Raw genomic sequence first — 13757 nt, forward strand, 5'->3', positions numbered from 1 at the left:
CACTTTCCCTCGACTTCCCACCGTCTCATCAATTTCCGCAGGTAATTTTAGATATAGATAACCTCCATTCACATCATCGGTATACTCGAATTCCAGGGTTAATAAGACGACTAACAAGTAAGCAAATTTCATATACCCCCTATACTGTTGCCAATATATTAACATAACGTCCCTTCTCTTATCAGTTACTATAAAAAAAGTGTACCTGCATAAGGGCATTACTCCCTATTACAGGCACACCTCGATTCGGCTTATTAGCCGTTAGCGCACATACGTATCATATAGGCTGCGCAGCTTCAGCTGCCCACGCAGCTCTTGTACACCTGCCGCCTCTCTTAAGCCGCTCTTCGCAATGTATATCCGCTTCGTGTCTCCGCCCGGCAGATGGAAGAAGTTATCACTCAGGCTGGCATCCAGCTCCGTGAAGGACAATTCGATGAATAAGGCAAGTTCCTCCGCCTTGACGTCCACTACGTATCGCTCTTCTTCTTCCGCAACGGTCACCTGCAGCTGCGGATCCTCAAGCGGAATGTGCTTCGGTCTAGCGAGCAAGGTGAGGCCGTCCGAGATGACTTCACTTCCAGCTGTCAGCTTGTAAGTGACATAGTGCTGCCGCAAGGCAGCTTCATTCGGCAGAGCTGCACGGAAGTCGAGCTCGAGTGCAGGCTGCGCAGACAAGGCTGCCACCTGGACCTCGGTCTCACCTGACTGTATGACTACTGATCGGATGTCACTCAGCTCCCACTTCAGCACCGCGTTCACTGGCTGCAGCGTATCGTTCGTGACGACCAGCTTCACTGCCGCCCCCTCTTCCTCCGCAGACAGCAGCACCGGTGCATAGAAGCGCTTAACGGAGTAGTGCAGCGCCTTCCACCTTCCATAGTAGTCTATGCTTGACCAAGAGGCCACCGGCCAGCAGTCATTGAGCTGCCAATAGACCGAGCCCATGCAGCGGCCGCGGTTGCGGCGCCAATGCTCAACGCCGTATCGCATAGCCTCCGCTTGGAGCAGCTGGGACACATACAGCAGCGAATCGAAGTCCTTCGGATAGAGGAAGTGCTGAGACACCCCTTGCAGAATCTTGCTGTTGCCGCCTTCATTCTTCTGATGACTCTCCATGACCGGGGTGAAAATATTCCGGTCACCAGCGGCCGTGAACGCCTCCACCGACTTCAGGGAAGGGAAGGACTGGAAGCCGAATTCCGAGCAGAAGCGGAAGTAATGCTGCCTATACTCGGTGAATGGCTTGCCGCCATGCCACACCTCCCAATAGTGGACATCGCCGCGATGCGGCGCATTCGGCTCATCGAAGCCTCCTCCGGAGGAAGGGGAAGCCAGCCAGTAGAAGGTGTTAGGATCCGCTTCCTTCGTAATCTGAGGCAGCAGAATCTCGAACTGCTTAATATAGTCCGTTCGCAGCTTGGCGCGCTTCGGGAACTTCCAGTCTACCCAAGCCCATTCCATCTCATTGTTGCCGCACCATATGCCGAGCGACGCATGATGGCGGATCCGCTTCACATTATCGATCACTTCCGCCTTAATCTCTTCTGTGAATTCCGCCGTCATCTCATACTCCGAGCAGGCGAAGAGATGATCCTGCCAGACGATTAGACCATATTCGTCGCATAGGTCGAAGAAGTAATCATCCGGGTAGAAGCCGCCGCCCCATACGCGAATACAGTTGAAGTTCGCGGCCACACAGTCTTGCACGAGGCGTTCCGTCCGCTCCCGGTTATGCTTGCTGCGAATATTATCCTCCGGAATATAATTCGAGCCCATTGCGAAGATCGAACGTCCGTTCACAACGAATTCGAACGACTCTCCCCACTCATCCGGTTCATTCCTCACCGTGAGCGTACGAAGGCCGATTCGCAGCTCCTTGACGTCGATCAGGCTCTGACCGCTCATGAGTCTGACCTCCAGCTTGTACAGCGGCTGCTCGCCCAGCCCGTTCGGCCACCAGAGCTGCGGCTTCTGGACCACAAGCTGCAGACAGCCTGTGTCAGATACAGCCGCAGCCGATACTTGCTGGGTCTCACCGTTGGGCGTCGTAAGAGCAGCTTGAAGAACAAGCTGATTCCCTTCCTTTTCACCCCATTGTTCAACCTCGGTATTAATGGTGACGGTAACTTGGCCGGAAGTGTCATGCTGCTGCTCCACATAGACATCCTTCAATCTGGCATGCTGCGCACCTTCGATGTAGATATCCCGCCAGATGCCGCTGTCTGGAAGCTTAGGTCCCCAGTCCCAGCCGAACATATGATGCGCCTTGCGAAGATGCGGATAGCCCTGCACGACATAGTTGTCATTAGCTGCCCAGAGATAGCTCTCCTGCTGCTTCCGCTCCACATACTCGACAGGAGACCGGAATACGATGCGAATGCGGTTGTCCCCGGCGTTAAGCAGAGGCCTGACATCGAAGCGATAGGTGCGATGCATGTTCTTCGTACAAGCAAGCAGCGACCCGTTCACATCGATCTCCGCGATCGTATCCAGCCCTTCGCACACCAGCTCCAATCGCTCCATCGCGAGCAGCTCCGGGTCGATATGGAAGCTTCGTTCGTATTCATAGTCGGCTCGGAATCGATCGAATACTTCATACTGCTCATCGCGGTAATATGGGTCGGCTATGATACCCTCACGCAGCAGGTCTGACATCACCGAGCCCGGCACCTCGGCCTTCCACCATTCCTTTTCATTCAGCGCTCTCATCTGCCATGCACCGTTAAGCTCCAGCTTGACCATCGTTATTCTCCTCACTTACCTTCATGATTTGCCTTAATCATAACGAATGAGGAATTTTACAGACTATCATTTTCACAAAAGTTTATCCCATAATCATAACGGAATAGTTATAATGACCGTATAAGAAGGCATTCATAGTTATAAAGGAGCTGTAGCAGATGACTTACCCTCAGACGTTTGATGCTGAATTTTTTCCCATACTCGCCTCTAATCTCCCATTAATCGTCTCTGTGAATACGATTCACCACAGCTTCCCCTCCCACCGGCATGATTGTATGGAATTCTCTCTCGTCATAGAGGGAGAGGGGACTGAGTGGGTGAACGGGATTCCGCATCCGATGATGCCCGGCACCTTCACGTTCATCATGCCCTATCAATTCCATGAGATTAGAGTCACAGGAGATCGACCTCTGCGGCTGCTCAACTGTATGTTCGGCACCCAGATGCTTACCTCCCTTGGAGCCGACAGTACGGAGCTGATGAGAACGCTGCTCCCCCGCGAGTCCTCCTTCGATCGGCATACGATGCAGCTGCAAGAGCCCCTGAATCAGAAGACTCAGGAGCTGATGCAGGAGCTGTATGAAGAATTCAACGCTCAGTCTCCGCTGCGAAGCACGATGCTCCGAGCGAAGCTCAGCGAGCTGCTTGTTCTCATTGAACGTAGCCGAATGAAGGAGACTGCTGCATCTGCTGGTGCTTCTGGGACAGAGACGGGGAAGGCAGTGGAGAGGACGAATAGTACGCGGCAGGGAGCGGCGACGGGGATGCATCGAGGAGACGCGATGGCTACGAAGACGCAACCAGTTCGCCATTCCCATAATCTAGCCTCTACGATTCTCCATGACCTCTATCTGCATTACCGTGAGGAGCTGACACTGAAGACGCTCAGCACAGCCCACGGTCTAAGCACCGTGCATATCTCGGGGCTGCTTAAGCAATTAACCGGCAGAACGTTCGTTCAGCTGCTGCATGAGATTCGCCTGCGTCAGGCTTGCTCGCTGCTCGTCACGACCGATATGAAGATTGCCGATGCTGCCGTTGAAGCCGGCTTCCAGTCTACTCAGACCTTCTTCCGCGTGTTCAAGCAGGAGATCGGAGTGACGCCTGCCGAATATAAGGCGCGTTACCAGCAGTCTCAATTGTAGACAACAGCGATTAATGCCCCGCCCAATCGCGCTGTTCCCAATCTTACTCATAAGCAGCAGCGGTTGCTGCCCGGTAAGCTTGAGGGGTCACTCCCTTATGCCGCTTGAAGAGCTGGCAGAAGTAGGAGAAGCCAAGTCCTCCGACCGATTCCCCGATATCCTTGACCGGCCGGTCCGTGTTCGCTAATAGAGAGCAAGCCTCTCGAATCCGCCTCTCCGTAATATAGCTGGTCAACGTGCTTCCAGTATACTGCTTGAACAAGTGAGACAGATGGTAAGTGGATAAGTGCAGCTCAACAGCCATTCTCTCCAGCTCGAAGGGATCCTTATAGTTCTGCTCCACCCAATCCATCATCCGATTAACATGCTCTGCCGTGCGTGTGCTTCGCTGACCTCCCGGCTCCCACTCCACCAGGATATGCTGCTGGAGATGCCGGAGCAGCGAGATGAGCAGCAGGGCGCGCTCCTCTTCCAGATCCTCTCCGCTTAGCCCCTCCAGCTTGCTCGTATCCTCAACAAGCTGCTGCAGCCGTTCATCCTGAATGCGGTGGAATACTTGCTCAGGCAGCGTACCTGCCTCGAGCAGCTTCAAGAACTGAAGGAGTCTAGGGAAGGGACCTAGATAGGACTCTAGCGCACGCGGGTTGAAGGTGAAGTTGGTGCGGATATACACTTCCTCCCCTTGCAGCGGGACATCCACCTTATGCAGCTGATACGGCTGGAAGCAGATTAGCGTCCCATCCATAAGAGGATAGCTCTGCTGATCCACGGTAATCGTTCCCTTGCCTTCATGAATATACAGCAGCTCAATACCTTGATGAGCATGATACATCTGCCAGTGGGTATCTTTGGACTGCAGACGGTAGGAGACAGCAATGGACGAAGGACCAAGATTCATAGGCACGATTCGATTCATCGCAGCGGCTCCTCTCTCTACTGATTTTCGCAATATAGCTACATTTTAGCACAACAGAGTGTTAGGTATGTAAGGTTATAATAACGGAAGAAGCAAGCGTATACATCCATTCAATTATTATCATACTGGAGGTTAATCCCATGTGGCAAAAGGCAATTGAGCGTACCCTACCTATTACAAGAGCAAATATAGAGCGATTCGGCGATGGCTTCCCGATCGTCAGCAATGGAGATGGCAGGTACCGTCTGACCGATAATCGCGATTGGACCGAAGGGTTCTGGTCTGGTATTCTATGGCTGTCCTACGAGTATTCGAAGGATGAGCGTATACGGGAAGCGGCTGTGCAGACCGTGAAGCAGCTCGGTGAGCGGGTGAAGCAGAACATCGCAATGGACCATCATGATATCGGCTTCCTCTATTCCCTCTCTACGAAGGCGCAATGGATCATTGAAGGGGATGAAGAAGCGAAGAAGCTTACCTTGCTCGCTGCGGATACGTTCATGAAGCGCTGGCGGGAACGGACACAGATTCTGCAAGCTTGGGGACCTAAGGATGATCCGGACAATGGCGGACGAATCATTATTGACTGCTTAATGAACCTGCCGCTGCTTCATTGGGCGTCCGAGCAGACGGGTGATGACAAGTACCGCGAGATTGCAGCCATCCATACCGAGCAGAGCCGCCGCTTCCTGGTGCGCGGCGATGACTCTTCCTACCATACCTTCTACTTCGATCAAGAGACAGGGGACTCGCTGCGAGGCGGAACGCACCAAGGCTTCCGCGACGGCTCCACCTGGACACGCGGTCAAGCGTGGGGCATCTATGGCTTTGCACTGGCTTATCGCTACCTGAAGCAGCCGGAATTGCTGGAGACCGCTAAGCGACTGGCCCGCTACTTCATTGCACGCATTCCGGAAGACGGTGTCGTCTATTGGGACTTCAATGTTCCGCAGTCTGCCGAATCGATGCGCGACAGCTCGGCTTCGGCTATTGCCTCTGCTGGACTGCTGGAGATTATCGGCTTCCTGGATGAGGGAGACGCGGAGCGCGAAGTGTTCCAGGCAGCAGTAGAACGGTCGATGACCGCTCTCGCCACGACGTATGCGAATGACGATACGGAGGAGCAAGGCTTCATCAAGCGCGGCTCCTACTCTGTACGAGGGGGCAGTGCACCTGATGATTACGTCATCTGGGGCGACTACTTCTACCTCGAGACGCTGCTTCGCCTAGAGACGGGCAAGACGGGTTACTGGTACGAGCGATAGGCAGGTGTTTTTGTACCTCTAATGAGCTCCTGAGTGGCTACTTTGAGCGATTAGAGGTATTTTTTACCTCTAATGAGCTCCAGAGTAGCTGCTACGAGCGATTAGAGGTATTTTTTACCTCTAATGAGCTCCTGAGTGGCTGCTACGAGCAATTAGAGGTATTTTTTACCTCTAATGAGCTCCTGAGTGGCTGCTACGAGCAATTAGAGGTATTTTTTACCTCTATTGAGCTCCTGAGTGGCTACTTTGAGCGATTAGAGGTATTTTTTACCTCTGATGAGCTCCTGAGTGGCTAATTTGAGCGATTAGAGGTATTTTTTACCTCTAATGAGCTCCTGAGTGGCTACTTTGAGCGATTAGAGGTCCTTCTCCACCTCTAATCAGCTCCATGCTAGCTACTTCGAGCAATTCGAGGTCCATCTCCCCCCTAATCAGCTCCATGCTAGCTACTTCGAGCAATTCGAGGTCCACCTCCACCTCTAATCAGCTCCATGCTAGCTACTTCGAGCGATTAGAGGTCCTTCTCCCCCCCCTAATCAGCTCCATACCGGCTGCTTCGGCCGTTCCTTAAGCGTGAAGCTTAGTGACGGCCACTTGCCATTCAAGCAGGAAGCCGCTGCAAGGGAATTCGTATCGTCACCGTCGTTCCATGCCCCAGCTCACTGTGGAAGGACAAGCCATAGTCCGCACCATAATACAGGTCGATTCGCTCGTGAATATTGCGAAGCCCGTATCCGCTTCCTCTAGATTGGCGGTCCATCTTAACCGACAGCAGATTCGCGAGAGCATTCGCAGACATCCCGTCCCCGTCATCGATGACACACAGGACAATATCTCCCTTGTCCATGCCCCCCGTAATTCGAATAATACCCGCTTCCTCCTCCGTGCACAGTATGCCGTGGATAATGGCGTTCTCAACGATTGGCTGGAGAGTTATCTTAAGGATTCCATAATCCATAATCTCTTCCTCCACCTCCACATCGAACACAATCCTGCCTTCATAGCGAGTGCTCTGGACCTGCATGTAGCTGCTCACATGCTGCAGCTCGTCCCGGATAGAGATGACCGTGTTGCCCATGCTCAGGCTGAGCTTGTAGAACTTGGACAAGGAAGCGACTACCGTCTGCAGCTTGTCATTCCTATCACTGCGCGCCATCCACTGCATCATGTCTAGCGTGTTGTACAGGAAGTGCGGATTAATCTGCGCTTGAAGCGCCTTGAGCTCCGCATTCTTCACTTCCTGTCCGACCTGGTACTTCTCCTCTAGCAGCAATCCGATCCTTCCCACCATATAGTTATAATTCTCAATCAGCTCACCGAATTCATCCCGTGAGGGGGGCAGAGAGAGAGCGGCGATCTGACCGCTCTGCACATTGCGCATCTTGCGCATAATCTGTGTGAGCCGAGAAGTCATATAACTGGATATGAGAATGGACAGGAGGAACGCAACTAGCGCAATAGCAATGAGTAAGAGCAGTGAAGTTCTGAACATCTCCTTACTCTCGGAAGCAATCTCCTTCAGAGGAACAGCTGTCACCATGAACCAATCTGTCTCGGGAATAGGCCTGCTCTCCAGATAGACTTGCTCGGCCGAATTGGCGAGCTTGACGAAGTGAGGTCCACTGCTTGCTGATGCTGTAATCTCCTCTAGATTAATCTGATATTGCTCTTGCAGTGCTAGGCTTGAACTGGCAACGACTTCGCCGCTGGAATTCTGAATATAGGTGAGGCTGTTGCGAATCGTAGTCGCATTATTCAACACATCAATAACGGCATCCTCCGGAATATCCAGCCTGACAATACCGAGGAACTCCGAGAAGTCATTCTGATTGCGTATAGGCCGCAGGACAGACAAGAATCTCCCTTCTCCCGCATGCTGCTCCCCATCCTGGAAGTAGGTCCCTGGTGCCCATAGAATGCCCTGGCCGCTATCCATTAGCCGCTTGTACCAATAGGTCTGACGCGCCTTCTGCAAGCTGAACAGATTCGTATTCTCCTCGGAATAGAATAGCTGATCATTGACGAACAGCTTCACACTCCGGATATCCTGCCCATTCTCGAACGAAGACAGGAAGGGGCGGATATTAAGGAAGTCTCGGTACTGGGTGAAAAAATCAACCGCACTAGCCTCCGAATCCATGACGTCGTTAAGCATCTTCTCCGAGACAAGAATATCACTGGCCGCCCTTATTCTCTGAAACTTATAGACCAGGAAAGAGAACGACTGATCGAAGTTCCTGGCGACGGAGAAGGTCGTTCGATTCAAGGATTGCTCATACGATTGTTCGGATGACAGATAGAAGAATCCGCCTAGAGGGAACACAATCAGCGCAAGGAAGGACAGAATCAGCTTCTGTCTCAGCTTCAAATCCATAAAGAAGCGGACTACTCGCCATGACTTGATCCTCATCCTCCTAGGTCCTCCCTGAACGCGGAAGGATTCTTGCCTGTAATCTTGCGGAAGCACTTCGCGAAGTAGTCTCCGTTGCTATAGCCTACGCGCAGCGATACATCTGCAACCTTAAGCGTAGTATCTCGCAGCAGCTCCTTGGCCTTGCTCACTCGATATTCTGTTAAGTACTGATTAATGGTCAGACCCGTCTCCTGCTTGAATCGATTGCACAGATACGAGGCTGTAAGCAGCGTATGCGTGCTGATCTGTCCGATGGACAGATTCTCATCGTCGTAATGCTGATGAATATAGGTGAGGATGCCGTCCACCACTGCGCTATACGGGGACTGCTCCTTGATGCTCCTTGCGTAGTGCTGAATCATCTCTTCGAGGAAGTCCCTAAGTTCACTAAGGGTATGGAATTCACTCATCTTATTCCACAGATTGTTGTCAGCCCTATCGAACAGCTGAATATCTCGTTCGCCTGCTTGCGTGACTAAGATGAGCAGCAACTGGAAGTAGATCTCCTTCACGCTGTTCACCATTGTATTCTTATGCTGCTTAATATCGAACGTCAAGCTGTGAATCAACTTCACCGCCTGCGGGATGTCCAGCTTGGCCAGATGCTGTGTGAACACGGTAGATATCCCAGCGTTATAGGTGTAGGCTGGGGACTGGTTCTCACTATAGCTGTAGAAGGGGTATCCGTTGAAGAACATATGCTGCAGAGTGATAGTGGCGCTCCTGTACGATTCTTCTGCGTTCTTCAGCCCAATGACCGGTTTGCCCGAAGCGATGAACACCATATCCCGATCAGGGAGGGTGTCTAGGAAGTTGGAGGCGAATCGATCAACCGCGTCTTGAAGGACGTCAGACCTGCCGGAGGAGTCATATAGATGAACGACAAAATGGGACTGGTCCTTCACCGCAGCGAAGCCGGTTGTATTCGGCTCGGTCAGCAGTCCGGCAGCCAGTCGGAACACATAGTCCATCATCGCCTCGGACGAATCCGACTTGGCAATCGTCTTGTTCCTTATCTTAATAAGCAAGGTCTGGAGCCGCATTCTTCCTGGGAACGAGAAGCCAGCAAGCTCAGAGAGCTCTGTCATTCGCTCGGCATTCGCCTGCGGCTTCGTGATCGCTAGAGCCAGCTCACTAGAGATGAGAGGAACCGCTGCAGCAATCTTCTTACTCTCGGCCTCAGGGTTGCGGAGAAGCTCTCGGCACTGAGCTACTGCAAGCTGAAGAGCAGACTGAAGCTCCTCGGTATCTATAGGCTTCTCCACGTAGGAGACCGCTCTAATCTTGATGGCTGACTTCAAGTACTCCTTGTCAGAGAATCCGCTCATGAATACGATCTCGGCACTTGGCTCGAGCTGCCGGTAAGCGCTTGCAAGTTCGATGCCATCCATCTTCGGCATTCTCACATCGGTTAGCAGCAGCTGCGGCCGCTCCTGCAAGGCAATCTGATACGCCTTGCTTCCGTTGCTGGCCTGATAGATGGTGCCAATGCCAATGTCTCTCCAAGGAATGGCGCTTATAATTCCTTGCAGCGTGAACGGGTCATCGTCTGCGATCAGCAGCTTAAGCATAGTAATCATCCCTTCTCCTAATGACAGGTGAGTGTCCAGCTATGATTCCAACAGTACAATATATTTGGCTAGATTACAATCCTGTTGGGTTCCACTGGAAGCTGTAATCCAGCATACTAAGAGCATGGATTAAGAGAGGTCAATCTATAAGATAGGGGGGATTCCAGCAGTGAAGCGCGAATCATTACTGCAGCATCTAGTCAAAAATCGGCTCTTAGTCCTCATGTCGCTGCCAGCCGTTATCTTCTTCTTCATATTCAGCTACTTGCCTATTGCTGGATTGCTCATTGCCTTCAAGCAGTATAATTACCGGGATGGCATCTTCGGCAGCCCCTGGGCCGGAATCGAGAACTTCAAGTTCTTCTTCATCTCCGGCAAGGCCATGCTCGTCACGAGCAACACCTTCCTGTACAACCTTGCCTTCATCGTCATCAATAACTTACTAGAGATTATACTAGCTATTGCTCTAGTTGAGATTACGAGCAAGTGGTTCCGCAAGGTGACGCAGTCTCTTCTGTTCCTGCCTTACTTCGTCTCGTGGGTAACCGTCGGCTTGCTGCTGTTCGGCTTCGCGAACTTCGAGTCCGGCCTTATTAACGGCTTCCTGAGAAGCTTCGGGTCAGAGCCGATCGACATCTACAATACACCGGGTTACTGGCCGCTCCTTATCATACTCGTTAGCGCCTGGAAGTCGGTCGGATACGGCATGGTCTACTACTTGGCAGCCATTATGGGAATGGATCCGGAGATTTATGAGGCGGCGGAGATTGATGGCGCTAACATTTTCCAGCGAGTCTGGCATCTTACTCTGCCGTTCTTAATGCCGACGATGGTGATCCTCATCTTGCTTGCTGTGGGCAATATTTTCCGAGGGGACTTCGGGTTATTCTATCAGCTTGTTCAGAATAACGGCGTGCTGTACGACAAGACTGACGTCATTGACACGTTCGTCTTCCGTTCCCTGCTCCTGACGAGGGAGGAAGGCATGGCAGCCGCAGCAGGGTTCTATCAATCAGTGCTATGCTTCGTTACCATCCTTATCGCGAATTATGGGGTTAAGAAGTACAACAAGGATTACTCACTGTTCTAAGAGAGGAGGACTTCACCATGCACACCGCAACCTGGGATCGCATTACCTTCAATATCATTGCCTATGTTATGATTGCTGTCTTCTCTATTCTATGCTTCCTGCCCTTCCTGATGGTCATCTCCTCTTCCTTAACGAGTGAGCAGGAGATTATTAGGAATGGATACTCCTTATTCCCTGCATCCTTCTCACTTCAAGCTTATGAAGTCGCCTTGAAGAATCCGCTTGTCATCGTGCGGGCCTACGGAGTGACGGCACTAGTAACCGTTGTCGGCACCATTAGCAGCGTATACCTGATGGCGATGACCGGTTACGTTATCCATAAGCGAAGCTTCCGAATCGCGAATGGCTTGTCCTTCTTCTTCTTCTTCACCACTCTGTTCAATGCCGGGCTTGTGCCTTGGTATATTCTTATCATCAAGTACTTGAACTTGAAGGACAATCTGCTCGTGCTCATCCTTCCGATGCTCTTCAATGTCTTCTATATTATCGTGCTGAAGGCCTTCATGAGGGGTATTCCCGAAGCGCTTAGCGAATCGGCTTACATCGACGGGGCGAACGACTTCCGCATCTTCAACTCGATTATCCTGCCTGTCAGCAAGCCGGTGCTGGCCACTGTCACCTTGTTCGTCGCTCTTCACTATTGGAATGACTGGTACTTGTCCATGCTGTTCATCTCGGAGGAGAATCTCCGTCCGCTGCAGCTGCTGCTCTACAATCTCGTCACGAATTCCGATGAACTCCTCAAGGTGATGGAAGCTTCCGGAGGTGCCGCATCCGTCGACATGTCCAACATGCCTCAGAGCTCCCTGAAGATGGCGGTAACCGTTATTGCAACAGGACCGATTATTCTGCTCTACCCCTTCATTCAACGTTACTTCGTAGCTGGGCTGACGCTTGGCGCAGTTAAGGGTTAATTCCGGCCTCACGCCGGTCTAACATATAAAATATGAGTATGGAGGGTCAATATGAGAAAAGTGCCATCATCCCCATGGTTCGTCCTGCTTGCCTTCGTTATGTTATGCTCCGTGATCTTGTCTGCTTGCTCTGGGAACAGCAATGCTCCTGCTAATAACGAAGCAGGCAAGGATGCGAACGGGGATAAGAATGCTGCTGCAACCCAAGAGCCGGCTCCGAATGAGGAGCTGAATGAAGTGACGCTCAAGATTATGCTGCTTGGCGACAAGCCGAAGGATGCGGATCTCGTCTATGACGAGCTAAGCAAGCTTGCGAAGCGAGATATTAATGCCAAGGTGGAAGTCGAGAACTTAGCTTGGGGGGAGTGGACGCAGAAGTATCCGCTGCTGTTCTCCAGCGGAGAAGACTTCGACTTGGTATACGTAGCCGATTGGACCGGATATCAAGGCTATGCCGGCAAGAACGCCTTCCTGGAATTAACGGATGACTTGCTGTCTAAGCACGCACCTATCACATGGGAGAAGACGCCTAAGGATGCATGGGAGCAAGCGAAGGTAGGCGGGAAGGTGTACGCTGTGCCTCAATCCGTACAAGAGAATGCTTCACAAGCGTTCCTCATCCGCGGCGATCTGAGGGAGAAGTATAACGTTCCGCCTGTGAAGGATATGGCCGGATTCGAAGCTTACTTGATGGCCGTAGCGAAGAATGAGAAGGGAATTATCCCCTTCGCCTACCAGCTGCAGACCGAAGCCTTCATTATGAAGTTCTTCGATGACCCGCAGGCTTACTCCAATGGCAGCGTGCCCTCTAACTCTGCACTGAACTGGAACTATTGGAGCAAGGAAGCCATGAAGGCACAGGACGGGTTCGCCACACCTGGGTACAAGAACTTCTCAGCTACGATGTACAAGTGGCAGAAGGCCGGTATCATCTCCAAGAATGCACTGACCCAGAAGGAGAGATCGTCTCAGCTCTTCGATGCCGGGAAGTCCGCTACATCCGCTTGGTCGCTTGATCAGCTCTCCAATCAGGCGGTTAATGTCACGAAGGCTCATCCGGAATGGAAGCCGGAAGTGTTCATTCCACAGATAGCGATCGTACCATCCAAGTTCACGCAGAATGGCGTGGCCGTTAACGCTAATTCCAAAAATCCAGAACGTGCACTTATGCTGCTCGATCTGCTCAAGTGGAACCTCGAGTACACGGACCTGACGTGGTACGGCATTAAGGGCAAGCACTGGGAGCCGGCCGGAGACGATCGCTTCAAGTCTCTGCCGGATGCGGTGAACTACCCTCCTTCCAGCAATGACCCGTGGGGCTGGCGCGGACCTAACGAGCGGTGGAGTGTTGATCAGCCTGATGAGATTGTCGCTCAATTGAAGGGCTACCGCATGGAGACTCATGAGTATCCATACGGTATGAACTTCATCTACAGCGATGCGAAGGTGAAGAACGAGAATGCCGCCATTCAGAATCTGGCGCAGCAATATATGAATCCTGCAAGCGTAGGATTAGTGGATTACGAGACTGCCTACGGTAAGTTCCAAGCAGCTGCGAAGAAGGCAGGACTCGACAAGGTGCTGAAGGATCTACAAGAGCAGATTGATACGTACAAGGCTAGCCATCCTTAAGTTAAGTACAATGCGAGTCATCCTTGGAACAAACAGCCGGAATGAGGATAATCCCTCATTCCGGCT

Annotated in this window: 9 protein-coding genes; 5 read left to right on the forward strand and 4 right to left on the reverse strand. The window is 52.0% G+C overall.

Annotation, left to right across the window (positions count from 1 at the left end; genetic code table 11):
• Nucleotides 1-261 precede the first annotated feature (261 nt).
• On the reverse strand, nucleotides 262-2745 hold the full coding sequence (locus ACFO9Q_RS05610) for a beta-mannosidase (RefSeq protein ID WP_379179567.1): 2484 nt from the start codon (nucleotides 2743-2745) through the stop codon (nucleotides 262-264).
• A 158-nt stretch (nucleotides 2746-2903) separates the two neighbouring features.
• Between ACFO9Q_RS05610 and ACFO9Q_RS05615 the strand changes: the two genes are divergently transcribed.
• On the forward strand, nucleotides 2904-3890 hold the full coding sequence (locus ACFO9Q_RS05615) for an AraC family transcriptional regulator (protein WP_379179569.1): 987 nt from the start codon (nucleotides 2904-2906) through the stop codon (nucleotides 3888-3890).
• 43 nt (nucleotides 3891-3933) lie between these two features.
• Here ACFO9Q_RS05615 and ACFO9Q_RS05620 read toward each other — a convergent pair whose 3' ends face one another.
• Nucleotides 3934-4806 (reverse strand): helix-turn-helix domain-containing protein, encoded by an 873-nt coding sequence (locus ACFO9Q_RS05620; RefSeq protein WP_379179571.1) that lies wholly within the window; start codon nucleotides 4804-4806, stop codon nucleotides 3934-3936.
• Nucleotides 4807-4946: 140 nt separating this feature from the next.
• On the opposite strand from ACFO9Q_RS05620, the gene ACFO9Q_RS05625 reads away from it, so the two are divergent.
• Nucleotides 4947-6071 (forward strand): glycoside hydrolase family 88 protein, encoded by a 1125-nt coding sequence (locus tag ACFO9Q_RS05625; protein WP_379179573.1) that lies wholly within the window; start codon nucleotides 4947-4949, stop codon nucleotides 6069-6071.
• A 601-nt stretch (nucleotides 6072-6672) separates the two neighbouring features.
• Here the strand turns inward: ACFO9Q_RS05625 and ACFO9Q_RS05630 are convergent.
• Complete coding sequence (locus ACFO9Q_RS05630) at nucleotides 6673-8481, reverse strand: cache domain-containing sensor histidine kinase (RefSeq protein WP_379179575.1); 1809 nt, start codon at nucleotides 8479-8481, stop codon at nucleotides 6673-6675.
• Nucleotides 8478-10064 carry a response regulator transcription factor gene (locus ACFO9Q_RS05635; protein ID WP_379179577.1) on the reverse strand — a complete coding sequence of 529 codons (1587 nt, stop codon included), beginning with the start codon at nucleotides 10062-10064 and terminating at the stop codon, nucleotides 8478-8480. Before ACFO9Q_RS05635 ends, ACFO9Q_RS05630 begins: the two co-directional genes overlap by 4 nt.
• Before the next feature lie 160 nt (nucleotides 10065-10224).
• On the opposite strand from ACFO9Q_RS05635, the gene ACFO9Q_RS05640 reads away from it, so the two are divergent.
• The 3 genes from ACFO9Q_RS05640 to ACFO9Q_RS05650 are packed head-to-tail and all read left to right on the forward strand — an operon-like array spanning nucleotide 10225 to nucleotide 13691.
• Nucleotides 10225-11145, forward strand: a complete 921-nt coding sequence (locus ACFO9Q_RS05640) for an ABC transporter permease (RefSeq protein WP_379179579.1) — start codon at nucleotides 10225-10227, stop codon at nucleotides 11143-11145.
• A 17-nt stretch (nucleotides 11146-11162) separates the two neighbouring features.
• Complete coding sequence (locus tag ACFO9Q_RS05645) at nucleotides 11163-12059, forward strand: carbohydrate ABC transporter permease (RefSeq protein WP_379179581.1); 897 nt, start codon at nucleotides 11163-11165, stop codon at nucleotides 12057-12059.
• Between the two features lie 51 nt (nucleotides 12060-12110).
• The gene (locus ACFO9Q_RS05650; protein WP_379179583.1) at nucleotides 12111-13691 is read left to right on the forward strand and encodes an ABC transporter substrate-binding protein; all 1581 of its coding nucleotides are present in this window, start codon (nucleotides 12111-12113) and stop codon (nucleotides 13689-13691) included.
• The last annotated feature ends 66 nt before the right edge of the window (nucleotides 13692-13757 follow it).

It is taken from the genome of Paenibacillus sp. GCM10023252 (genome assembly GCF_042653305.1).
Lineage (GTDB): Bacteria > Bacillota > Bacilli > Paenibacillales > Paenibacillaceae > Pristimantibacillus.

Bases quoted from the DNA above. Each gene is read 5' to 3' on its own strand.
- ACFO9Q_RS05610 (WP_379179567.1), bottom strand. From the start codon at position 2,745: ATGGTCAAGCTGGAGCTTAACGGTGCATGGCAGATGAGAGCGCTGAAT.
- ACFO9Q_RS05615 (WP_379179569.1), top strand. From the start codon at position 2,904: ATGACTTACCCTCAGACGTTTGATGCTGAATTTTTTCCCATACTCGCC.
- ACFO9Q_RS05620 (WP_379179571.1), bottom strand. From the start codon at position 4,806: ATGAATCGAATCGTGCCTATGAATCTTGGTCCTTCGTCCATTGCTGTC.
- ACFO9Q_RS05625 (WP_379179573.1), top strand. From the start codon at position 4,947: ATGTGGCAAAAGGCAATTGAGCGTACCCTACCTATTACAAGAGCAAAT.
- ACFO9Q_RS05630 (WP_379179575.1), bottom strand. From the start codon at position 8,481: ATGAGGATCAAGTCATGGCGAGTAGTCCGCTTCTTTATGGATTTGAAG.
- ACFO9Q_RS05635 (WP_379179577.1), bottom strand. From the start codon at position 10,064: ATGATTACTATGCTTAAGCTGCTGATCGCAGACGATGACCCGTTCACG.
- ACFO9Q_RS05645 (WP_379179581.1), top strand. From the start codon at position 11,163: ATGCACACCGCAACCTGGGATCGCATTACCTTCAATATCATTGCCTAT.
- ACFO9Q_RS05650 (WP_379179583.1), top strand. From the start codon at position 12,111: ATGAGAAAAGTGCCATCATCCCCATGGTTCGTCCTGCTTGCCTTCGTT.